This window comes from Streptomyces sp. NPDC057900, from assembly GCF_042887885.1.
Lineage (GTDB): Bacteria > Actinomycetota > Actinomycetes > Streptomycetales > Streptomycetaceae > Streptomyces.
The window spans coordinates 134,769-156,743 of sequence record NZ_JBHVOI010000005.1; the positions used below are offsets into that span (position 1 = coordinate 134,769).

The following is a 21,975-nucleotide window of genomic DNA, read 5'->3' on the forward strand; positions in this document are numbered from 1 at the left end:
TCCGGCTGAGCTGAGAGCATAGAGGCGGATTCAACAACAATGGAGATCAGAATGCCGGAGAGCGGCGTCAGCCGAGCCCAGCACGTACACATAACCGACACTGCCCCCGTCACCTCTCCACCCCGGCCCACCGCCACTGCGGCGGCCCGGCGCACCGGACTTCTCGTCACCCTGGTCCTCGGCGGCCTGACCGCGCTGCCGCCGCTGTCCATGGACATGTACCTCCCGGCACTGCCCGCCGTCACCGACGCGCTGCACGCACCCGCCTCGACCGTCCAGCTCACCCTCACCGCCTGCCTCACCGGCATGGCGCTCGGACAGGTCGTCGTCGGTCCGATGAGCGACCGCTGGGGCAGGCGCCGCCCGCTGCTCCTCGGCATGATCATCTACGTCTTCGCCACCGCGATCTGCGTCTTCGCCCCGACCGTCGAACTCCTCATCGGCTTCCGGCTGCTCCAGGGGCTCGCGGGCGCGGCCGGCATCGTCATCGCGCGCGCGGTGGTGCGCGACATGTACGACGGCATGGAGATGGCCCGGTTCTTCTCCACCCTGATGCTGATCTCCGGCGTCGCCCCGGTCATCGCCCCCGTCATCGGCGGACAGGTCCTGCGGCTCACCGACTGGCGGGGCATCTTCGCCGTCCTCACCGTCGTCGGCACCCTGCTCACCCTGGTCGTCTGGAAGTGGCTGCGGGAGACCCTGCCACCGGAGGAGCGCCACACCGGAGGCATCGGTGACGCCCTGCGCACCATGCGCGCCCTGCTCGCCGACCGCGTCTTCACCGGCTACATGATCGCGGGCAGCCTCGCCTTCGCCGCCCTCTTCGCTTACGTGAGTGCCTCGCCGTTCGTCGTGCAGGAGATCTACGGCGCCTCGCCGCAGACCTTCAGCATGCTCTTCGGCATCAACTCGATCGGCCTGATCGCGGTGGGCCAGATCAACGGCAAGATCCTCGTCGGACGGATCAGCCTCGACAAGGCGCTCGGCTTCGGGCTCTCCGTCATCGTGCTGGCCGCGACGGCGCTGCTGCTGATGACGTCCGGGGTCTTCGGTGACGTCGGACTCGTCCCGGTGGCGGCGGGGCTGTTCGTGCTGATGTCCGCGATGGGCCTGGCGATGCCGAACACCAACGCCCAGGCCCTGATGCGCACCAAGCACGCCGCCGGATCCGCCTCCGCGCTGCTCGGCACGTCGTCGTTCCTGATCGGAGCCATCGCCTCGCCGCTCGTCGGGATCGCGGGGGAGGCGACGGCCGTACCGATGGCCGTCGTGCAGCTGGTGTGCGCGGTGGGCGCGATGGGCTGCTTCCTGGCGCTGTGCCGGCCCTGGCAGCAGGTGGCCGCCCGGCCGTGACGGGCCACGGCCCGGGGGAGGGGCGGCCGGGATCCGCCTACACTTCGTCGGTGAACGACACCCTCCCCACCGCGGACACCCTGCGCGCGGCCCTGGCCGGACTCCTCGACGGGCTGCCGCCCCGCCAGGCCGCCCAGGCCGTCGACCGGCTCATCGCCAACTACCGGGGGACCACTCCCACCGGCACCCCGCTGCTCCGCGACCGCTCGGACGTCGCCGCGTACGCCGCCTACCGGATGCCCGCCACCTTCGAAGCGGTACGGTCCGCCCTGCACGCCCTGCGCGAGGCCGCCCCGGACTGGGTGCCCGCCACCCACACCGACGTCGGCGGCGGCACCGGAGCGGCGAGCTGGGCGGTCGCCGGGGCCTGGGAAGGGCCCAGGAGCACCGTGCTGGACTGGGCGGAGCCCGCGCTCGCGCTCGGCCGCGAACTGGCCGGCGCCGCCGGTATCCCGGCGCTCGACGCCGTCGAGTGGCGGCGGGCCCGGATCGGCGAGGACCTCGATCTCGGCCCCGCGGACCTGGTGACCGTCTCCTACGTGCTCAACGAGCTGACGCCGCAGGCCCGCACCGCGCTCGTCGACGCCTCGGCGCGTGCGGCGCAGGCCGTGGTGATCGTCGAGCCCGGCACCCCCGACGGCTACGCCCGCGTCATCGAGGCCCGCGACCGGCTGACCGCCGCCGGGTTCACCGTCGCCGCGCCCTGCCCGCACAGCGACGCCTGCCCCATCGAGCCCGGCACGGACTGGTGCCACTTCTCGGCCCGGGTGAGCCGCTCCTCGCTGCACCGCAAGGTGAAGGGCGGTTCGCTGCCGTACGAGGACGAGAAGTTCAGCTACGTCGTGGCGACCCGGTTCCCGGTGGCCCCGGTGGCGGCCCGGATCACCCGCCGCCCGCAGATCCGCAAGGGCCAGGTGCTGCTGGAGCTGTGCACCCGTGACGAGGGTCTCCAGCGGGCCACGGTCACCAAGCGGCACGGCGAGCTGTACCGGGCCGCCCGGGACATCGACTGGGGCGACGCCTGGCCGCCGGAAGCCGGCTAGGCGCTGTCCTGTCCGCGCAGCTCCTGGGTGCAGCACTTCACGCTGCCGCCGCCCTTGAGCAGCTCGCTCAGGTCCATCGGCAGCGGCTCGAAGCCGCGGGCCCGCAGCGGGTCGAAGAGGCCGGTGGCGGCCTGCGGCAGCAGTACGTTGCGGCCGTCGCTCACCGCGTTCAGCCCGAGCGCGGCGGCGTCCGCCTCGTCGGCGATCAGCGCGTCGGGGAAGAGCCGGGCCAGCACCGCCCGGCTGCCCGGTGAGAAGGCGTCCGGGTAGTACATGATCTCGTCGGACGCCTCGTCGAGCACGCTCAGCGCCGTATCCAGGTGGTAGTAGCGCGGATCGACGAGATCCAGCCCGATCACCGGCCGCCCGAAGAACTCCTGGGCCTCGTCGTGCGAGAGCGGGCTCGACCGGAAACCCCGGCCCGCCAGCAGGTACGAGGACGTCACCGCGAAGTCGCCCTCGCCCTCGTTGACGTGGTCCGGCTCATGGATCTCCGTGAAGCCGTGCTCGCGGAACCAGTCACGGTGGGCGGCCGCCTCGGCGAACCGCTCCTGGTAGGCGAACCGGGCGCCCAGCACCCGGCCGTCGACCACGGTGGCCCCGTTGGCCGCGAAGACCATGTCGGGCAGCCCGGGGTCGGGGGTGAGCAGCTCCACGGTGTGCCCGAGGGCACGGTAGCGGTCGCGCAGATCCTCCCACTGGGTCTGGGCCAGCGGGAGGTCCACCGGCTTGGTGGGGTCCATCCACGGGTTGATGGAGTACGTCACCCTGAAATGGGCCGGGGCGCACATCAGGTAGCGGCGGGGTGTGGCTTCACGAGGCAACGGGGGCTCCTCACGAATCGTCGCGGCGGCGTTGGTGGCCGCCGCGGCCGGTGCGTCGCACGGGTATGTGCGTGAGCCCATGGTGCGCCCGCCGGGGCCCGGCGCGCAGTGAACCGATCGGGTGGTTCCTCGCCGTGCATTTCATGACAGAAGATGTGATAGCGCTCACCCCGCGCGCCCGATCCGCCCACCCCGCTTCCGGAGTCTGGCCACCCGAGGCGCAGGATGGTGGGACGATGGACAGGGGCAACGCTGAGGTAAGGGGATAGATGGGCGCCGATTTCGGCCGTAGTCGCGGCTCAGAGAGCAGGTTTTCCCACTGGCTGCGCCGACGACCCAAACCGCAGCAGAGCGAGGTCGACGACACCGCACGGGAGGCACTGCTCCTGGCTGTCGCGGAGGCCGGAATGCCGATCGCGCCCGCTGCCCACCCGGTGGGCTACCGATGTTCCTGCGAACGCATGGGCTGTCCGACCCCCGCCAGGCATCCGATCTCGTTCGCCTGGCAGACGCAGTCCACGACCGACCGGTCCCAGATCGAGCGGTGGGCCCGCAGCCAGCCGCAGGCGAACTTCATCACGGCGACCGGCATGATCCACGACGTTCTGGACGTCCCGCTGTCGGCGGGTGAGCAGGCGCTGGAGCGGCTGCTCGCCGCCGGGATCGAGGTGGGCCCGGTGGCCAGGTCCGGCGACGACCGGATGCTCTTCTTCACGGCGACGCGGGGTACGCCGGAGGACGAGGACGAATGGTGGCCGTGCGAGCTGGACTGCCATCCCGAGACGATGGACGAGCACCCCGGGCTGCGGTGGCACTGCCGGGGCAGCTATGTGCTGCTGCCGCCCGCCCGGCTTCCGGGTGAGCTGGACGTGCGGTGGGTGCGGGGGCCGGAGAACCCGCTGCCCGATCCGCTGACGCTGCTGGAGACGCTGACGGACGCGTGCGCGCGGTTCGTGGGCTCCGCGGAGCAGAGCGATGTCGACCACGAGTCGGTGGCCTGGCCGCTGAGCCGGTAGGCGGCGGCCGGGCGGGCCCGGTTCAGGATCCCTTGGCCGAGGTCAGGCCCGGGAGGCGGTTCAGTACGGTCACCTTGCCCGTACCGGCGCCCTTCTTCGGGACGTACACCAGCTGGCTGGAGACCCGCTCCTTGGTGAGGGTGCTCTTCACCTCGCCGGACAGCAGCGCCCGCACATCCGGGGTGACCGTCGGTCGCAGCCCCTTCGCCGCGGTCTGGCGTTCGAAGTGCTTGCTGCTGAAGAAGACCAGCGCCCCGCCGTCCGCCGTCTCCAGGCCGAGCGGTCCGAACGCGCCGCTGTCCAGCGGCTGGTCGATGTACTGGTACGAGAAGCCCGCCCGCCGGGTGTTCTGGCGCGTGGTGCGCCAGAGCGAGGTGGAGGCGCCCGGGGTGAAGACGTCGGGTGTGCCCTTCTGCAGGTAGTCCGTATACTGCTTGCTCAACTCCTGCGGGGCCACCGTCAGTTGGGTGCTGTCCGCCGGGACCGGCTCGGCCCGGCCGTCGTCGTCCTTCGCGAAGCCGGGCAGCCGCGACGGGGCGACGACCGACAGGTAGATGGCCTTCCAGCCCGCGCCGGGGCCGGACTTGGCGAAGACGACGAGCCAGCGGGTGTCCAGCTTGCCGCTGTCCTGGTCCCGGTTGGAGTCAGTGTCCGCGACGAACCACCTCGGCCAGCCCGCCTTCTTCGGGATGACGTAGTGCGCGTCGGTCAGCTCCAGCGGCTGGTGGTTCGCGTTGCCGTCCGGGTTGTTCTTGTGCCGGGCCTTCAGGCCCGCCTGGTTGATCGCCCCGAGCGAGCCGCCGATCTCGTCCGCGTCCAGCGCTGGATCGTAGGCCTTGTCCGCCGCGTTGTACGCGGCGGTGAACGTCTTCAGGGCCTGCGCGGCCTCAGACTTCGTCGCCGCCGGCACGACTTCCAGCTCGCCGTGCACCGTCACGCATCCGCTCGCCGTCACGCTCAGCACCGTCGCCGCCGCGAGCCCCGTCGCCAGCCGAACCGGCCTCAGACTTCTCATCCGTTGCTTTCTGCGCCTTCTGATCCGTCGCCCCCACTGACCGTGCGAACCCTACCGGGGCGAGGAAGAGCGCGAGCGTGGGGATCAGATACAGCGCCCACACCGTGATCTGGAGAACCGTCGGATCGGGCTGGAAGTTGAAGGTGCCCTTCAGCAGCGTGCCGTACCAGCTGTCCGGCGGGATCGTGGAGCTGATGTCGAACGCCCGGTTCTGCAGGCCCCCGAGGAACTCGGCCTCCTGGAGGTCGTGCACCCCGTACGCGAGCACGCCCGCCGCGACGACCACCAGCATGCCGCCGGTCCAGCTGAAGAACTTCGCCAGGTTGATCTTCAGCGCACCCCGGTAGAACAGCCAGCCCAGCACCACCGCGGCGGCGATGCCCAGCACCGCGCCGATCATCGGATGCCAGCCGTCGTCCGCCGCGTGCACCGCACGCCAGACGAACAGCGAGGTCTCAAGACCCTCCCGGCCCACCGCGAGCAGCGCCGTGGCGACGAGCGCCCCGGTGCCCATCGCGAGCGCGGCGTCGAGCTTGCCGTGCAGCTCCGCCTTCAGGTGCCGGGCGGTGCGCCGCATCCAGAAGACCATCCAGGTGACCAGGCCGACCGAGAGGATCGACAGCGAGCCGCCGAGCGCCTCCTGCGCCTTGAACGTCATCTCCTGGGAGCCGAACTCCAGCCCCGCGCCGAACGCCAGGCTGACGACGATCGCGATCCCGACACCGACCCAGATGGGCAGCAGCCTGTTCCGGTTGCCCGTCTTCACCAGGTACGCGATGAGAATGCAGACGACCAGGCTGGCCTCAAGGCCCTCGCGAAGGCCGATCAGGAAGTTACTGAACACGATTCGGATCCCTTTCCGCTTCGGGGTGCTTGAGAACGGCTACGAGAACAGCGCCCGGCCCCACCAGTCGTCCTTGTCGCGGACGCCCGGCGGGACGGCGAAGTGCGCCGAACCCACGTGCTGGATGTACTCGTTGAGCGCGTCGTGCGCCGCCAGGCGGCGCTGGAGCGGCACGAACGCCTTCCGGGTGTCGCGCTGGTACGCGAGGAAGAACAGTCCGGCGTCGAGGCGGCCCAGGCCGTCCGTCCCGTCGGTGAAGGAGTAGCCGCGCCGCAGGATCGTCGCCCCGTCGTTGCTGTCCGGGTGCGCGAGCCGTACGTGCGCGCTCGGCAGCATCGCCTTCAGGAACGGCTCGTCGCGCTCCTTGGCCTTGCCGACCGGGGCGCCCTCGCCCTTGTCGCGGCCGAAGACGTCCTCCTGCTCCTGGAGCGGGGCGCGGTCCCAGGTCTCGATGTGCATCCGGATGCGCCGGGCCACCAGGTAGGAGCCGCCGGTCATCCAGCCCGCCCGGTCCTTCCCGCCGACCCAGACGTGCGCGTCCAGGGCCGCGGTGTCGGTGCCGGAGATGTTCCGGGTGCCGTCCTTGAAACCCATCATGTTGCGCGGGGTCTGGGCGCCCGGTGTCGTCGAGGACGTCTTGCCGAAGCCCAGCTGCGACCAGCGGATCGCGGTGCGGCCCATGCCGATCCTGGCCAGGTTGCGGATGGCGTGCACCGCCACCTGCGGGTCGTCCGCGCAGGCCTGGACGCACAGGTCGCCGCCGCTGCGGGCCGCGTCCAGATTGTCGCCGGGGAACTTGGGGAGGTCGACGAGCGCGTCGGGCCGCCTGTCCTCCAGGCCGAACCGCCCCTTCGCGAACAGCGAGGGGCCGAAACCGATGGTCAGCGTCAGCCGGGACGGTTTCAGGCCGAGCGCCTCTCCGGTGTCGTCCGGCGGGGCCTCGGCCAGCCCCCCGTACGCCCCGTCACCGACCGCGTGGCCGGCCGTCATCCGCTCGGCGGCCCGGGTCCACTCCTTGAGCAGCGCGACGAGTTCGGCCCGGTCCTCCGTCGTCACGTCGAACGCGGCGAAGTGCAGCCGGTCCTGGACGGCGGTGGCGATCCCGGCCTGGTGCGCACCGTGGAACGGCACCGCCGCCCCGCTGTCCGCGGCCGGGACCTGCTCGTCGTCGGAGCGGACCGCGGCGACCGTCGCGCCCGCCGCGACCGCGCCCAGGGCGAGTCCGGCGCCGCCCCAGCCGAGCAACGCCCGCCGTGAGGGGGCGCCGCCGGGGCCCGGGGCGGGAGCGGCCGTGTCCCGCGTCTCCTCTGACATGCCCGGATCCTCTCTGCGTCTGTCCGCGTCGGGTTACTTGGTGACCGCGGCGGCGAGCCTGGAGAGCGGTTCCGCCAGCGCGTTGACCGCGTCCGACAGGTCCTTGCGGTCCGCCTTGCCGACCTTCTCGTACGAGGTGAAGTCGTAGGACGTCTTGTCCTTGCGGTAGGTGTCCAGCAGCTTGTTCAGCTCCGCGAACCGCTTGTCCAGGGTGGCCGACAGGGCCGCGTCGTTCTTCGAGGCGATCGGCTTCAGCAACTCGTAGGACTTCTCCGCGCCCTCGACGTTGGCCTTGAAGTCGATGAGGTCGGTGTGGCTGTAGCGCTCCTCCTCGCCGGTGACCTTGCCGGTCGCGACCTCGTCGAGGAGTTCCTTGGCGCCGTTGGCCATCGAGGTCGGGGTGATCTCCGCCGTGCCGACCCGCTTCTGCCAGTCGAGCAGGTCCTTCTGGAGGGTCGGCGCGAGGGCCTTCTCCTCCGTGCCCAGCTTCTTGTCCTGCCACAGCGCCTTCTCCAGGCGGTGCCAGCCGGTCCACTTCTGGCCGTCCTCCAGCCCGTCCGCGCGGACGTCGACCTTCGGGTCGATGTCACCGAAGGACTCCGCGACGGGCTCGGTCCGCTCCCAGCCGAGCCGGGATTCGGCGTAGGCCTTCTTGGCGGCCTCGATGTCCCCGGCGGCGACCGCGTCCGTGAAGAGCTTGGCCTTCGGCAGCGTCGCGTCGGCCTGGTCCTGGACGTAGGTGCGGTAGGCGGCGACGGCCTTGTCCATCTCGGGGCTGCGCTTGGCCGCGCTGCCGCCGCTGATCTCCAGCTTCTGCCGGATGCCGTGGCCCTTCATGCCGGGCTTGCAGGCGATCTCGTACGAACCGGCCTTGATCTCGGCCGTGATGGTGGCCTTGGTGCCGGGGCCGATGTTCTCGCGCTCCGCGACGATGCGGTCGTCCGGGAACAGCACGTAGACCTCGGTGACCTTGGAGCCCTTGTTCTGCACGGCCAGTTCGACGTGCCCGGCCGGCAGCTTCTTCTTCGACACCTCGCAGGAGTCGTCCTTCGCGACGACCTGGACGGCGCCGTCACCCTTGCCGTCGCTCTTCTCGGCGCAGCCCGTGACAGCGGTCAGAGCGGCCACGGTGGCGGCGGCGGTGACGACGGAGAGACGAACGGCTCGCATACGGGCTCCACATGAGGATGAAGGAAGAAAAGCGGAAGGACGGACAGGGCAGGTGAGGCGGACCTAACTTAACCGACCCTTACCTGACCGATACCCACGCACGCAGTGATTCAGCTCTCACCGCGCACGCGGGGGAACGGGGCGATCACGACCGACCCATGGACGAGCCCGGCACGGGTAAAGCGATGGTCAAGCGGTCCGGTCGGGCACCACGAGCGGCACCCCGGTCCGCGGATGCGGGAACACCTCGACGGGCTGCCGGTAGACCTCTCCGAGCAGCGCGCCCGTGAACACCTCTGCGGGCGGTCCGTCCACCGCGATCCGCCCGTCGTGCAGCACGGCGGCCCGGTCGGCGTACGCGGCGGCCAGTCCCAGATCGTGCAGGACGACGACGACCGCGTCACCGGCGGCGGCCCGCTCCCGGCAGATCCGCAGCACCAGTTCCTGGTGGCGCAGGTCCAGCGCGGCGGTCGGCTCGTCGAGCAGCAGCAGCGGGGCCCGCTGCGCCAGCACCCTGGCCAGCGCGACCCGGGCCCGCTCGCCACCGGACAGCGCCGAGAACGGGCGGGCGGCGAACGCGGTGACCTCGGTGGCCGCCATCGCCGCGCGGACCGCCGGATCGTCCTCGTCCTCGCGTTCCGTACCGGCCCAGGGGGCCCGCCCCATCCGGACGACGTCCGCCACCGGAAAGGGGAAGGAGAGCGCGGCGGACTGCGGCAGCACCGCCCGGCGCAGGGCGAGTTCGGGCGCGGACCACTCGGTGACCGGCCGCCCGTCGATCCGTACGGTGCCGCTCGTGGCGGGCAGGTCGGCGGCCAGTGCGGCCAGCAGCGTCGACTTCCCGGCCCCGTTCGGGCCGACGAGCGCCAGCACCTCGCCCGCGTGCACCGTCAGCTCGATGGAGTCGAGCACCTGACGCCCGCCCAGCCGGACCCGCAGCCCGCGTGCCTCCGCGACCGCGGCGCCGGGGGCGACCGGCACGGGGAGCAGCCGTTCGCGCACCGCGAAGAGATCCCGCAGCGTCCTCATGCCCAACCACCTTGCTTGCGACGGGTCCTGCGCAGCAGCCAGAAGAAGAACGGGCTGCCGATCAGCGCGGTCAGTACCCCGAGCGGCAGCTCGGCCGGGTCCGCGACGGTACGGGCCGCGAGATCGCCCGCGACCAGCACCAGCGCACCGCCGAGCGCACTGCCGGGGACGAGGAAGCGGTGTCCGGGGCCGTTCGCCATCCGCAGCAGATGCGGCACCAGCAGCCCCACGAACGAGATGATCCCGGCCACCGCGACCGCGGCGGCGGTCAGCAGCGCCACGACGAGCACCAGCACGACGCGGAGCCGTTCCACATCGACGCCCAGGTGCCTGGCGGGCCGTTCACCGAGCGCCAGCAGGTCCAGCTTGCGGGCGTAGAACGGCGCGATGACGAGTCCGAGCACCGCGCACGGAAGCACGGCCAGCACCTTCGGCCAGGTGGCCTGGGCCAGCGAACCGAGCTGCCAGAAGGTGATCTGGCTGATCTGCGCGTTGTCCGCGAAGAAGATGAACAGCCCGATCAGCGCGCCCGCGAAGGCGTTGACGGCGATGCCCGTGAGGATCAGCGTCACCACCTCCGTCCGGCCGCCGGAGCGCGACAGCGCGTAGACGAGCAGCACGGTCAGCAGACCGGCGGCGAACGCGCAGACGGTGATGGTCCAGTTGCCGAAGAAGCTCAGCCCCAGCGCGATCGAGGCGACCGCGCCGACCGCCGCGCCCGCCGAGATCCCGATGACGCCCGGCTCCGCGAGCGGATTGCCGAACACCCCCTGCATCAGGGCGCCCGCACAGCCCAGGGACGCGCCGACCAGCAGCGCGAGGACGACCCTCGGCAGCCGGACGTTCCACAGGACGCTCTCCCCGACCCGGTCCAGGGCGTGTCCGCCGAGTCCGATCCGGTGCTGGACGGAGGCGAGGACATCGCCGAGCGGAATGCTGTACGCGCCGAGTCCGGCGGAGAGCAGGGCGCACAGCACAAGGGCGGCGAGCAGCCCGGCGGTCAGGGTGACGGCCGTCGAGCGCCGGGCGCGGGGCGGCGCGGGCGCCGGTTCCGTATCCGTGCGCCCGGTGGGTGTTTCACAGGTGGTGGTCACTTGGCGGCACCGTCCTCCGGGTAGAGCTGGGCGACCAGCTCGCTCAGCACCCGGTCGGTGCGCGGCCCGTAGTTCAGCAGCACCCCGTCGTCGACCGAGACGATCCGCCGGTCCATCCCGGCCGGGGTCTCCGCGACGCCCGGGATCTTCACCAGGCCGTCGACACCGCCGACCGAGTCGAGCCCCTTCGTCATCACCAGGATCGCGTCGGGAGCCGCCTTGGCCAGGGCCTCGCTGGTGATGGCGGTGAAGTCCTTCTTCAGCCCGGACGCCTTGCCCGCGTCGACCGCGCCCGCCGCTTCGAGCAGCGAACTCGCGCCGGACTCACTGCCCCCCAGCAGATAGACGGAGGCGGAGCCGCGCAGGTAGAGGAAGGCGACCCGGGGCTTCTCCGCCCCGTCGGCCGGTGCGGGCACGGACTTCCGGACGGCGTCGATCCGGTCCTGGGTGCGCTGCTTCAGCTCATGGCCGGACTCCGGTACGCCCAGGGCGGCGGCCACCGTCTCGATGCGGCGGCCGACGTCCGCGAGTTCGGTGGCCGGTTCGACGACGACGAGCGGAATCCCGGCGTCCCGGATCTGGCCGATGGCCTCCGCCGGGCCGGTCGTGGTGTCCGCGAGGACGACGGTGGGCCGCAGGGAGAGCACGCTCTCGGCCGATACGTCATGGGCGCGGGTCACCACCGGGAGCTTCTCGGCCTGCTGGAAGGTGGCGGTGATGTCGCGGGCCACCACCTGCTTGCCGAGGCCGAGGGTGAAGACGATCTCGTTCAGGCTGCCGGTCAGCGGCACGATCCGGTCGGCCGAAGTGATCGTGGTCCGCTTGCCGTCCGCCGATTTCACCGTGACGGGCAGACGGGGCGCGGGCACGGTGGCCAGCGGCTCGATCCGGTCGGCGTCGGCGGCCGAGGCGTTCTCGACTCCCGCCGTCTTCGCCGCCGGCGTCCCCGTACCCCCGCAGCCGGTCAGCAGCAGCGCGGCCGCCAGGGATATCGCGGCCGTGAGGACGCCGGTGCGCCCGCGCCTCGGTCGCCGGGTGTCGCGGCCCGGCGGGGCGAAGTCCTGCGAGAAGCGCACTGGGGCACCGTCCTGTCGTTCTGCGGCGTGCAGTTGGGGATGGATTGCGAGGAATGTGACGGAAGGGGGTACCGACACACGATGTACATACCTTAGGTTAGCCTTACCTCATCTACTAGACCTCGGAGGGGTTCATGCCGCCGTTCAGACCTGCCCGCGCGCTCGCCGTCGCGCTTCTCGCGGTACTGCTGGGAGCCCTGCTCCCGGCCACCGCCGCGCAAGCGGCGAGCCGGACGGTGCAGGGCGGCCGGCTGGACTGGGGAATCAAGTCCTCCTTCCAGAGTTACGTCACGGGCCCCATCGCCCACGGCAGTTGGAACCTGACGGGCGGCGCGGCCACGGTCGGCGGAAGCCAGTTCCGCTTCCACTCCGCGACCGGCTCCTACGACCCGGCGAGCGGCGCCCTCACCTCCGGGTTCTCGGGAGGCGTCCACTTCACCGGTCACAGGAAGTCCGACGGTTCCAACGAGCTGGACCTCACGATCAGCCGCCCGACCGTCCGCATCCAGGGCGGCGGCGGCACCCTGTACGCCGACATGGTCAGCAAGGACCGGGGGACCGGCCGGGTCACCTCCGCGGCCCAGGTGCCCCTGGCCACGCTCGGCCTGTCCGGGATCGACATGCGGGGCGGCTCCACCCCCGTCGCCCTCAACAACGTCCCGGCGACGCTCACTTCACAGGGCGCCAAGTCCTTCGCCGGCTACTACACGGCCGGTACGCCGCTGGACCCGGTCAGCCTCTCCGTGGACACCTCGGCCCCGGCCGGGAAGCCCACCGCGTCCAGGCCCCCGGAGAAGCCCGCGGACCGGGCGAAGCCGAAGGAGACGGCGGGCCGGATCGAGGACGGTGCCGTGGACTGGGGCGTGCGCCGCACGTTCCGGGAGTACGTCACCGGCTCGATCGGCCGGGGCGAGTGGACCCTGGCCGGGGGCGCCCAGGACGGCGGCGCGCTCTTCCGCTTCCCGAAGGGGCAGGGCACGTACGACGCGAAGAAGCAGACCCTGGCCGCCGCCTTCGCGGGCAGCGTCCGCTTCACCGGGGCGGACGGCCTCGACCTGACGCTCTCCCGGTTCGCGGTCGGGCTCAAGGCGGACCGGGGCACCCTCAGCGCCGACGTCCGGACCAAGGGCGACACCCGGAAGGCCGTACCGCTCATCACCTTCACCGCCAAGGACTTCGCGCCGAAGGACGGCCTCGCGGTCCTCACGGAGGCCCCCGCGAAGCTGACCGCCGACGGCGCCAAGGCCTTCGGCTCCCTCTACAGGGCGGGCACCGCGATGGACCCGGTCTCGCTCGCCGTGGCCCTCGACGCGAAGGCGAAGCTGCCCGCGCTCCCCGACCTGGGCAGCGACCCGGCCCCCGCCGCGCAGCCCTCGGACACCCCCGGACCGAAGACCACCGCCGCCACGGCGTCCGTGGCATCGGCGGCGGACAAGGGCTCCTCGACCGGGCTCTACCTGACGCTCGGCGGGGCCGCCGTGCTCGCCGCGGCAGCGGGCGTCGTGCTGTTCCTGGTGCGCCGCAACCGCTCGACGCCGGGCACCCCTTCCTGACCTCGGACCTCTCCCCGTCCCCCCACGCGCACATCACCCATCCCGCTCCACCCCTGTCCCCACACCCCCACCCCCCCCGCTGATCCTGTTCATCCCTGAGGAGACCACCGACCATGGCAGCCACCCGCCGCCCCATAGCCCTCGCCGCAGCCGTCGCCACCGCGGCCGCCCTCGGCACCGCCTTCGCACTCCCGGTGTTCGCGGCCGGCCAGTCCGGCTCGGAGGGCGCCACCGCGGCCGCCCCGACGATGGAGCTGAAGGACGGCACGCTGGACTGGGGCTTCAAGGAGTCCTTCCGCAAGTACATCGGCGCCGCGGGCAAGATCACGGTCAAGGACGGTGCCACCCAGGCGGCCGGCAACGGTGTCTTCACCTTTGTCAACGGCAAGGGCACGTACGACATGACCACCCACGGCACCGACACCGCCTTCGAGGGCGGCGTCAACTTCTCCGCCCACGGCGGCGTCCTCGACATCACGCTCTCGGACGTCAAGCTGTCCACCGCCGGCAAGGGGGGTGCGATCACCGCCGACGTGGCGACCCCGCAGGGCACCCAGAACGATGTGGCGGTCGCGGACCTCGACCTGTCGGCCGTGAAGCCCGGTCAGGGCGCGGGCGGCGCAATGGTCTTCAAGGACATTCCGGCCAAGCTGACGAAGGCGGGCTCCGAGGCCTTCAACGGCCAGTACCAGGCCGGGGAGGTCCTCGACCCGGCCACGCTCACGGTGAAGGCGGTCACGCCCCCGACCGAGGAGCCGACCGAGAAGCCCACGGAGAAGCCGACCGAGAAGCCGACCGAGAAGCCCACGGAGAAGCCGACCGTGAAGCCCACGGACCGGCCCACCACCCAGCCCACCCGGCCGACGCCGAAGCCCTCCCCGAGCACCACGGCCACCGACAAGCCGGCCGCGGACCCGGGTGCCATCGTCGACGGCAGCCTGAACTGGGGCGTGAAGGCCTCCTTCCGTGAGTACGTCACCGGCCCCATCGCCCACGGCAAGGTCGAGACGACGGGCGGCGCGACCGCGTCCGGCGACGGCTACCGCTTCCCCGACGCCACCGGCCACTTCGACGCCGACAAGAAGACCCTGAACGCGGAGTTCGACGGCAAGGTCCGCTTCCTCGGCCACCAGGAGGACGGCGCCTACACCCTCGATCTCTCCCTGAGCAACCTGGAGATCCAGGCCGACGGGACCAAGGGCAAGCTCATCGCCGACGTGTCCGCCAAGGACCGTGAGACGAAGAAGGTCGCCACCTACACCGGTCTCGCCGTCGCGGACCTCAAGCTGCCCGCAGGCGAACTCGCCGCCAAGGACGGCGTGGTGACGCTCTCCGCCGTTCCGGCCACTCTCACCGCCGACGGCACCAAGGCCTTCGGCGGCATGTACGAGGCGGGTAAGCAGCTCGACCCGCTGACGGTCGCGGTCGCCCTCGACAAGAACGCCGAACTCCCGTCCAGCGGCGGCGCGTCCACGGGCGGCTCGTCCACCGGCGGCATATCCACCACCGGCGGCTCGTCCACCGGAGGCACCGTGGGCGGCGCCGGTACGGTCGGCGGCTCCGGCGCGCTGGCCTCCACCGGCTCCGACATCCCGGCCGGTGCGCTGTTCGCCGCCTCCGGGCTGATCGTGGCGGCCGGCGCCGGCGCGGTCGTCGTGGCCCGTCGCCGCCACACCGCCTGACAGCACCGCGCGACACCACCGCCCGGGTGCGGCCCCTCTCGCGGGGGCGGCACCCGAGCGGTGCTTGAATGCGCACGTGAGCGACTACGACGTACCCGCCGGCATCGACGTACTGCGGGTGTTCTGCGGCCCGGACGGCCGGCACGGCAACGCCCTCGGTGTCGTACGCGACGGGCGGGACCACCCGGAGCGGGCCTCACGGCAGGAGCTGGCCCGGCGACTCGGCTTCAGCGAGACCGTGTTCGTGGACGATCCGGAACGCGGTCACCTGGAGATCTACACCCCGGGCCTGCGGCTGCCGTTCGCCGGACACCCGCTGGTCGGCGCCGCCTGGCTGCTCGACCTGGAGGTCCTGGAGCTTGAGGTGGGGGAGGTCTTCGCCCGTCAGGACGGCGAGTTCAGCTGGATCACCGCCCGCCCCGAGTGGGCTCCGCCGCGCACGCTGGAGCAGTACGGCTCGGCGGCCGAGGTCGAGGCGCTGACCGGCCCGCCGCCCGGTGAGGGCTGGCTCTACGTATGGGCGTGGGAGGACGAGGCGGCGGGCCGGATCAGGGCGCGGGCGTTTCCCCGGCGGGACGACGGCATCGTCGAGGACGAGGCGACGGGGGCGGCGGCGCTGCTGCTCAGCGACCGGCTGAACCGGGCGCTCAACATCAGGCAGGGCCGGGGCTCCCAGATCCTCACGGCCCCCGCACCGGACGGCACGGTGGAGATCGGCGGCCGGGTCGTACTGGTGGTCCAGGGCTGAAACCAGGCCCGTCCGGCGACTGAGGACAGAACGAAGCGGTGCGGTCGCCCGAGCCCGAGCAACCCCACCGCCGGCCGCCAGAGGCCTACGCGCTGAGCGGGAACGCCTCTCCCAGCTCCCGGAACACCGCCGTGTTCAGCGCGAACGCCCGCTTGCACTCGTCCACGATCCGCTGCTTCTCCAGGTCGTCCGCGTCCACCGCGTCCAGCAGCTCGCGGTAACCCCGCTTGAACGAGGCGGGGTTGGCGATCCCCTCGAAGACGTAGAACCGCACCCCGTCGCCCTTGCGCTCGAAGCCCCAGGTGCGCTCCGCCTTGTCGCGGATGATCTGGCCGCCCGACAGGTCGCCCAGGTAGCGGGTGTAGTGGTGCGCGATGTATCCGGCGGGCCAGCTGCGGGCGCACTCGGCCACCCGCTCCGCGTACGCGGCCGTGGCCGGCAGCGGCTCCAGGCCCTCCCGCCAGTCCGCACCCCGCAGATGGGCCAGATCGCGCTCCAGCTCCGCGGTGCGCATCAGCTCGGGCTGGATGAACGGACCGGCGACCGCGTCCTCGCGCAGCGCCCCGGCACCGTCCTCCAGGGCGCGGTACACGAACCACAGCTGCTCCGTGTAGCGCGTGTACGCGTCCACGCCGAGGCGCCCGCCGAGCAGGTCGCTCATGAAGGTCGAGGTCTCCGCCTCGGTGTGCTGCTCGTGCGACGCGGTGCGGATCAGCGTCGAGAAGGGCGTGGCGGTGACGGTTGCGTCCAAGGCGGGCCTCCGGGGACCAAGGGGGACGGGAAGTCCAGAAAGAGACGGAGATACCGGCCCGCCCCGGCTGTGTACCGCGGCGCCGGCCGATGTCCCGATCTTCCTACTTAGGCTTACCTAAGTCAACTGTTTCCCGACGCTCTGTCGGTAAAAACGGCCGGGGAGCCGCCGGAGAGGTGCCGGGGAGACGAAAACGGCCGCCCGGGAGGGGCGGCCGTCGTAACTCGGGGTCCGAGGTGGGCTGAGGGGCTACGGGAGCGTGAGGATCTCGGCGCCCGTCTCCGTCACCACCAGCGTGTGCTCGAACTGCGCGGTCCGCTTGCGGTCCTTGGTCACCACGGTCCAGCCGTCGTCCCACATGTCGTAGGTGTGGGTCCCGAGCGTCAGCATCGGCTCGATGGTGAACGTCATGCCCGGCTTCATCACCGTGGTGGCGTGCTCGCTGTCGTAGTGCGGAATGATCAGACCGGAGTGGAACGAGGAGTTGATCCCGTGCCCGGTGAAGTCCCGCACCACCCCGTACCCGAAGCGCTTCGCGTACGACTCGATGACCCGGCCGATCACGTTCACCTGGCGGCCCGGCCGGACCGCCTTGATCGCGCGCTTCAGCGATTCCTCCGTGCGCTCCACGAGCAGCCGCGACTCCTCGTCCACGTCGCCGCAGAGGTAGGTGGCGTTGTTGTCGCCGTGCACCCCGTTGATGTACGCCGTCACGTCGAGGTTCACGATGTCGCCGTCGCGCAGCACCGTCGAGTCCGGGATGCCGTGGCAGATCACCTCGTTGAGCGAGGTGCAGAGCGACTTGGGGAAGCCCCGGTAGCCGAGCGTGGACGGATAGGCCCCGTGGTCGCACATGAACTCATGGGCGACCCGGTCGAGTTCGTCCGTCGTGACGCCCGGGGCGATCAGCTTCGCGGCCTCACCCATCGCCTGCGCGGCGATCCGCCCCGCGACGCGCATGCGCTCCACGGTCTCGGCGTCCTGCACCTCCGGGCCGGTGTACGGCGTCGGGGCGGGCTTGCCGACATACTCGGGGCGCCGGATGTTTCCGGGCACGGAACGGACGGGAGTGATCTCCCCTGGTACAAGCAGCGACTGGCCAGACATGCCAGCGAGTCTAACCAGCGAGTCCGGGGCACCATGGCACCAAGGAAAGGAGCCGGTAATGGCCCTGTTCAAGAAGCGCACGGTCGGCAAACCGGGCGAGTGGTATTACTGCCTGGAGCACAAGAAGGTCGAGGAGGGCCCCGAGTGCCCGGCCAAGGACCGCTTCGGTCCGTACGCCTCCCGCCAGGAGGCCCAGCACGCGATGGACACCGCGCGGGAGCGCAACCTTGAGTGGGAGACCGATCCCAGGTGGCACGACCGCCAGGGGCCGGACGAGAACGCCGGCGGCTGAGGGCCGAGGCGGCGGCCGAGGGGCCCGCGCCCCGGGCTCAGCCCGCGGCCGCCGCCTCCAGTCCCCCCTCGCGCTGCGCGCGCCTGCGCAGCGCGTCCGCGTCGGTCTCCGAGTCGTAGGTGAGGAGCTTCGGCAGGGCGGCCGCCAGCAGCGCCACCGAGGCGACGCAGGCCACCCCGCCGCTCCAGACGGCCGTACGGGTCCCCGTCCAGCCGGCCATCCCGCCGGCCCGGACCTGGCCCAGCTGCGGTCCGACGCTGTACGAGAGCACCTCGATGCCCGCGAGGCGGCCCCGGAGCTCCTCCGGGATGGTCTGGTTCCAGATGGTGGAGCGGCCCAGGCCGCTGAGCATGTCGCCCGCACCCGCCACCGCCAGGCAGACGAGCACCAGCCACACGTTGCCGAACCAGCCCGCCGCAGCGATGGCCAGCCCCCAGACGGCCGCGCCGGACACCACGAACAGCCCGTGTCTGCGCACCCCCTTGGTCCAGCCGCTGGTCAGCCCCAGCACCAGTGAGCCCACCGAGCCCGCCGCGTACATCAGCCCCAGCGACCACTCGGCGTCCAGCTCGTCGCTGAGGAACGGGAAGATCGCGTTCGGGAACGCGAAGAACATCGCGGCCATGTCGATCGCGTACGTCCCCAGCAGCACCGGCCGGCTCCAGGCGTACCGCGCCCCCTCCGCGATGCCGCGCAGCGACGGCTTCCGCCCCTTCTCCACGGGCGGTGCGGGCGCCAGCCGGCGGCACAGGACGACCGAGACGGTGAACGTGACGACCGTGACCGTGTAGGCGGTTGCGTGACCGGCGTACGCGACCACCACACCGGCCAGCGACGGGCCCATGATCGCCCCGAACTGCCAGCGCAACGAGTTCAGCGCGGCGGCGGCACCCAACTGGTCGTGCGGCACGATCCGGGCCATCAGCGAGTCCAGCGCGGGCCGCTGGAGCCCGGAGAGCGCGGAGACCCCGCCGGCGACCACGTAGAGCGGCCAGAGCAGCGGGTCCGGCAGGGCGGCGTTGACCAGCAGGACGAGCGCGAGCAGTCCGAGCCCCGCCTCTGTGCCCAGGATGACCTTGCGGCGGTCTACGGCGTCGGCGAGCGCGCCGCCGTAGAGCCCGAACACGACCAGCGGCACCAGCTCGACCGCGCCCATCGCGCCCACCGCGAGCGGCGAGCCGGTGAGGTGCTTGATCTGGAGCGGCAGCGCGATCAGCGCCATGGAGCTGCCGAAGAAGGTGACGAGCCCCTGCACCCACAGCAGCCGGAAGTCGGCGGAGGACCGCCAGGGCGAGAGATCGGGAAGGAGCGCGGAGAGCCTGGCGGCGAGGGAGGAGCGAGAGGTCACGAGGACATATGGTCCGTCGAGGTACGTGGCCGGGGCAAACGCATTTCCGGAATTGCGGGCGCGGGATCCCGCGCCCCCTCACCAGCGTGGCGGCGGCGGAGCCGTCAGCTGGTCGGCGAGCCGGGACAGCCGGTCGCGGAAGCGCCGCCGGCCACGCGGCACGGGCGCGCCGTTCTCCCCGGCCGCCGCGCTCACCAGGTGCTGGACCGTGTCCAGGTCCACCTCGTCGCCGCCCGCCACGGACAGCGCCTCATGGGCCAGGCCCCGGACCTCCGGATCGCCGTTGTCCAGCGAGAGCACCGTCGCCCCTGCCCGCCGCGCGTCGTGCACCCGCTCCAGCAGGCCCCCGCCCGGCGAGCTGGGCGCCACCACGAGCAGCGTCTCGCCCCGCCCGGCCGCCTCGATCCTGCCCAGGCCCACCGCCAGATGGGCCGGGTCCCCGGGCGCCACCCGGTGCCGTACCAGCGTGGGCGCCAGCTCGGGCAGCCCCGACCAGGTGGACTCGTCGACCAGGTGCGCGGCCAGATGCCACGGCTCGTACTCCTCGCTCCCCACCAGCAGCAGCCCGCCGCCGTGCGGGACGACGGACGAGCGCAGCGTCCCGGCGAACCGCCGGGTGGCGGCGGGCCACTCCGTCCCGGCGAGCACCTCACGCAGCAGCGCCACTCGTACGGCATCCATGGCCCGGCATCCTGCACCACCGGCCGGGTCCCCGTGGCGGAACGGTCGCCGGACCACCCGAACGGGGCCGTGAACGTGATCCGGATCGCGGTCCGGCGGCGGGGCGGCTCCCCGCCGGCTGGAAGTACTGTCGGGGCCATGACTACGAATGACAGCGGCAGCGCGCCCAAGCCCCCGGCCAAGGACCCCTGGGACCTCCCCGACGTGTCCGGACTGACCATCGGCGTACTCGGCGGCACCGGCCCGCAGGGGCGCGGACTCGCCTACCGGTTCGCCCGCGCCGGACAGCAGGTCGTCATCGGCTCCCGCGCGGCCGACCGCGCGCAGACGGCGGCGGAGGAGATCGGCCACGGCGTCCGGGGCGCGGACAACGCCGGATGCGCCCGCGACAGCGACGTGGTGATCGTCGCGGTGCCGTGGGACGGGCACGCCAAGACCCTGGAGTCGCTGCGCGAGGAGCTCGCCGGGAAGCTCGTCATCGACTGCGTCAACCCGCTCGGCTTCGACAAGAAGGGCGCCTACGCCCTGAAGCCGGAGGAGGGCAGCGCCGCCGAGCAGGCCGCCGCCCTGCTGCCGGACTCCCGGGTCACCGCCGCCTTCCACCACCTCTCGGCGGTGCTGCTCCAGGACGAGGCGATCGAGGAGATCGACACCGATGTGCTGGTGCTGGGCGAGGCCCGCGCCGACACCGACCTCGTCCAGGCGCTGGCCGGCCGGATCCCCGGAATGCGCGGCATCTTCGCGGGGCGGCTGCGCAACGCCCACCAGGTCGAATCGCTGGTCGCCAACCTGATCTCGGTCAACCGCCGCTACAAGGCACACGCGGGGCTGCGCACCACCGACGTGTGAGCCGCACCGCGGGGGCCGTACCCCGCTCGGATCGGCCCGGGGCATGGGGGACACTGGAGGGGACCGCGCACCACCCCCCGACAGGAGCCCTCCCCATGCCCCGCCTCGCTCTCTACGCCGTAGCCGTCTGCGTTCTCGCCGTCGTCGCGGCCGTGATCTCCTTCGTGCAGGGCAGCTGGCTCCTCGGGGTCCTCTGGGTGCTCCTGGTCGGCCTCTCGTCCAACATGGCCTGGTACTACCTGCGCCGCCGCCGCGCGACGCAGAACGCGTAGCTCCTCAGGAGCAGCGCCAGTCCTGCGTCTGCCAGAACCGGTAGGCGTCGAGGCCGCAGTACGTGTCGAAGTCGCTGACGCCGAGCGACCGCAGCAGCGCGTCGACCGCGTCGAAGAACGCCGCGTTCACCCCCGGCACCCACAGCAGGGCGAAGACGGCGATCAGCCCGAACGGGGCGAAGGGCTCCACCTGCCTGCGCACCCTGTACGAGAGCCAGGGCTCGATCACCCCGTAACCGTCCAGACCCGGCACCGGTACGGAGTTCAGGATCGCCGCCGTCACCTGGAGCAGCGCCAGAAAGCCCAGCGCGTACCGGAAGGCCGCCGGGACGCCGCTCAGCGCGTCCAGCCAGAACGGCGCCGTGCACACGATCGCGAACAGCACATTGGTCAGCGGGCCCGCCGCCGAGATCAGGCTGTGCCGCCAGCGGCCCCGGATCCGGCCGCGCTCGATGAAGACCGCGCCGCCCGGCAGCCCGATCCCGCCCATGATCACGAACAGCACCGGCAGCACGATGCTGAGCAGGGCATGGGTGTAGCGAAGGGGATTGAGCGTGAGGTATCCCTTGGCGCCGATGGAGATGTCGCCGCTGTGCAGCGCGGTCCTGGCGTGGGCGTACTCATGGAGGCAGAGCGACACCACCCAGGCGGCCGTGACGAAGAGGAACGTGGCGAACCCCGGCTGATCCGCGAAGTCCGTCCACACCGCCCACCCGGACACCGCCGCGACGGCGGCGATCCCTAGGAAGACCGGGCTGATCCGCCGGTCGCTGCGCGCTGGTGCGGTGGTCATCGGGGGCTCCTGGTGGCTGCGGGGAGGAACGGGAGCGGGCGGGCTGCGAGCCCCGACCGTACAGGCGACACGGCCAGAACGTCTGGCATCCTGCCGGTGGTTCCGTAAAGGGTGGGGGCAT

Annotated in this window: 22 protein-coding genes; 9 read left to right on the forward strand and 13 right to left on the reverse strand. The window is 71.9% G+C overall.

Annotated elements, in window-relative coordinates; all coding sequences use genetic code 11:
- Window positions 1-51: 51 nt before the first annotated feature.
- Both ACFVQ0_RS20855 and ACFVQ0_RS20860 read left to right on the forward strand, forming a co-directional pair.
- Window positions 52-1,353 carry a multidrug effflux MFS transporter gene (locus tag ACFVQ0_RS20855; RefSeq protein WP_390090056.1) on the forward strand — a complete coding sequence of 434 codons (1,302 nt, stop codon included), beginning with the start codon at window positions 52-54 and terminating at the stop codon, window positions 1,351-1,353.
- 50 nt (window positions 1,354-1,403) lie between these two features.
- Window positions 1,404-2,396: a small ribosomal subunit Rsm22 family protein gene (locus ACFVQ0_RS20860; RefSeq protein ID WP_390090058.1), complete on the forward strand. Its 993-nt coding sequence runs from the start codon at window positions 1,404-1,406 to the stop codon at window positions 2,394-2,396.
- Here ACFVQ0_RS20860 and ddaH read toward each other — a convergent pair.
- Window positions 2,393-3,301, reverse strand: coding sequence for a dimethylargininase (gene ddaH, locus ACFVQ0_RS20865; RefSeq protein ID WP_390090060.1), 909 nt, complete (start codon window positions 3,299-3,301; stop codon window positions 2,393-2,395). The two genes, ACFVQ0_RS20860 and ddaH, sit on opposite strands and share 4 nt — an antisense overlap.
- Window positions 3,302-3,489: 188 nt before the next feature.
- On the opposite strand from ddaH, the gene ACFVQ0_RS20870 reads away from it, so the two are divergent.
- The gene (locus ACFVQ0_RS20870) at window positions 3,490-4,236 is read left to right on the forward strand and encodes a bifunctional DNA primase/polymerase (RefSeq protein ID WP_390090062.1); all 747 of its coding nucleotides are present in this window, start codon (window positions 3,490-3,492) and stop codon (window positions 4,234-4,236) included.
- A 22-nt stretch (window positions 4,237-4,258) separates the two neighbouring features.
- Here ACFVQ0_RS20870 and ACFVQ0_RS20875 read toward each other — a convergent pair whose 3' ends face one another.
- The 7 genes from ACFVQ0_RS20875 to ACFVQ0_RS20905 form a co-directional block, all read right to left on the reverse strand.
- Entirely contained in the window at window positions 4,259-5,242 is a 984-nt protein-coding gene (locus ACFVQ0_RS20875; RefSeq protein WP_390090739.1) for a hypothetical protein, read from the reverse strand.
- Window positions 5,124-6,095 carry an iron uptake transporter permease EfeU gene (efeU, locus tag ACFVQ0_RS20880; protein WP_390090064.1) on the reverse strand — a complete coding sequence of 324 codons (972 nt, stop codon included), beginning with the start codon at window positions 6,093-6,095 and terminating at the stop codon, window positions 5,124-5,126. The genes ACFVQ0_RS20875 and efeU overlap by 119 nt, the downstream gene beginning before the upstream one ends.
- Before the next feature lie 39 nt (window positions 6,096-6,134).
- Entirely contained in the window at window positions 6,135-7,409 is a 1,275-nt protein-coding gene (gene efeB / locus ACFVQ0_RS20885; RefSeq protein ID WP_390090065.1) for an iron uptake transporter deferrochelatase/peroxidase subunit, read from the reverse strand.
- Between the two features lie 33 nt (window positions 7,410-7,442).
- Window positions 7,443-8,579, reverse strand: a complete 1,137-nt coding sequence (gene efeO / locus ACFVQ0_RS20890; RefSeq protein WP_390090067.1) for an iron uptake system protein EfeO — start codon at window positions 8,577-8,579, stop codon at window positions 7,443-7,445.
- 189 nt (window positions 8,580-8,768) lie between these two features.
- Entirely contained in the window at window positions 8,769-9,608 is an 840-nt protein-coding gene (locus ACFVQ0_RS20895; protein ID WP_390090069.1) for a heme ABC transporter ATP-binding protein, read from the reverse strand.
- Window positions 9,605-10,702 (reverse strand): FecCD family ABC transporter permease, encoded by a 1,098-nt coding sequence (locus ACFVQ0_RS20900; RefSeq protein WP_390090071.1) that lies wholly within the window; start codon window positions 10,700-10,702, stop codon window positions 9,605-9,607. The genes ACFVQ0_RS20895 and ACFVQ0_RS20900 overlap by 4 nt, the downstream gene beginning before the upstream one ends.
- Window positions 10,699-11,778, reverse strand: coding sequence for a hemin ABC transporter substrate-binding protein (locus ACFVQ0_RS20905; RefSeq protein ID WP_390090073.1), 1,080 nt, complete (start codon window positions 11,776-11,778; stop codon window positions 10,699-10,701). Before ACFVQ0_RS20905 ends, ACFVQ0_RS20900 begins: the two co-directional genes overlap by 4 nt.
- A 134-nt stretch (window positions 11,779-11,912) precedes the next feature.
- Between ACFVQ0_RS20905 and ACFVQ0_RS20910 the strand changes: the two genes are divergently transcribed.
- The 3 genes from ACFVQ0_RS20910 (at window position 11,913) to ACFVQ0_RS20920 (ending at window position 15,761) form a co-directional block, all read left to right on the forward strand.
- On the forward strand, window positions 11,913-13,331 hold the full coding sequence (locus tag ACFVQ0_RS20910) for an HtaA domain-containing protein (protein WP_390090075.1): 1,419 nt from the start codon (window positions 11,913-11,915) through the stop codon (window positions 13,329-13,331).
- Window positions 13,332-13,444: 113 nt separating this feature from the next.
- The gene (locus ACFVQ0_RS20915) at window positions 13,445-15,013 is read left to right on the forward strand and encodes an HtaA domain-containing protein (RefSeq protein WP_390090077.1); all 1,569 of its coding nucleotides are present in this window, start codon (window positions 13,445-13,447) and stop codon (window positions 15,011-15,013) included.
- Window positions 15,014-15,089: 76 nt separating this feature from the next.
- On the forward strand, window positions 15,090-15,761 hold the full coding sequence (locus ACFVQ0_RS20920) for a PhzF family phenazine biosynthesis protein (protein ID WP_390090079.1): 672 nt from the start codon (window positions 15,090-15,092) through the stop codon (window positions 15,759-15,761).
- A gap of 85 nt (window positions 15,762-15,846) precedes the next feature.
- Here the strand turns inward: ACFVQ0_RS20920 and ACFVQ0_RS20925 are convergent, their stop codons facing one another.
- Entirely contained in the window at window positions 15,847-16,512 is a 666-nt protein-coding gene (locus tag ACFVQ0_RS20925; RefSeq protein ID WP_390090081.1) for a heme oxygenase (biliverdin-producing), read from the reverse strand.
- A gap of 249 nt (window positions 16,513-16,761) precedes the next feature.
- Window positions 16,762-17,619 carry a type I methionyl aminopeptidase gene (map, locus tag ACFVQ0_RS20930; protein WP_311306002.1) on the reverse strand — a complete coding sequence of 286 codons (858 nt, stop codon included), beginning with the start codon at window positions 17,617-17,619 and terminating at the stop codon, window positions 16,762-16,764.
- A gap of 58 nt (window positions 17,620-17,677) precedes the next feature.
- Between map and ACFVQ0_RS20935 the strand changes: the two genes are divergently transcribed.
- Entirely contained in the window at window positions 17,678-17,911 is a 234-nt protein-coding gene (locus ACFVQ0_RS20935; protein ID WP_024494784.1) for a hypothetical protein, read from the forward strand.
- A 37-nt stretch (window positions 17,912-17,948) separates the two neighbouring features.
- Here ACFVQ0_RS20935 and ACFVQ0_RS20940 read toward each other — a convergent pair whose 3' ends face one another.
- Both ACFVQ0_RS20940 and ACFVQ0_RS20945 read right to left on the reverse strand, forming a co-directional pair.
- Complete coding sequence (locus ACFVQ0_RS20940; protein WP_390090084.1) at window positions 17,949-19,259, reverse strand: MFS transporter; 1,311 nt, start codon at window positions 19,257-19,259, stop codon at window positions 17,949-17,951.
- Between the two features lie 78 nt (window positions 19,260-19,337).
- Window positions 19,338-19,940 (reverse strand): hypothetical protein, encoded by a 603-nt coding sequence (locus ACFVQ0_RS20945; protein ID WP_390090086.1) that lies wholly within the window; start codon window positions 19,938-19,940, stop codon window positions 19,338-19,340.
- Window positions 19,941-20,078: 138 nt separating this feature from the next.
- Between ACFVQ0_RS20945 and npdG the strand changes: the two genes are divergently transcribed.
- A complete protein-coding gene (gene npdG, locus ACFVQ0_RS20950) occupies window positions 20,079-20,789 on the forward strand; it encodes an NADPH-dependent F420 reductase (RefSeq protein WP_390090088.1) in 711 nt (236 codons plus the stop codon).
- Between the two features lie 95 nt (window positions 20,790-20,884).
- Window positions 20,885-21,061, forward strand: a complete 177-nt coding sequence (locus ACFVQ0_RS20955) for a hypothetical protein (protein ID WP_389219738.1) — start codon at window positions 20,885-20,887, stop codon at window positions 21,059-21,061.
- Window positions 21,062-21,065: 4 nt separating this feature from the next.
- Here the strand turns inward: ACFVQ0_RS20955 and ACFVQ0_RS20960 are convergent, their stop codons facing one another.
- Entirely contained in the window at window positions 21,066-21,854 is a 789-nt protein-coding gene (locus ACFVQ0_RS20960) for a site-2 protease family protein (protein ID WP_390090090.1), read from the reverse strand.
- Between the last annotated feature and the right edge of the window lie 121 nt (window positions 21,855-21,975).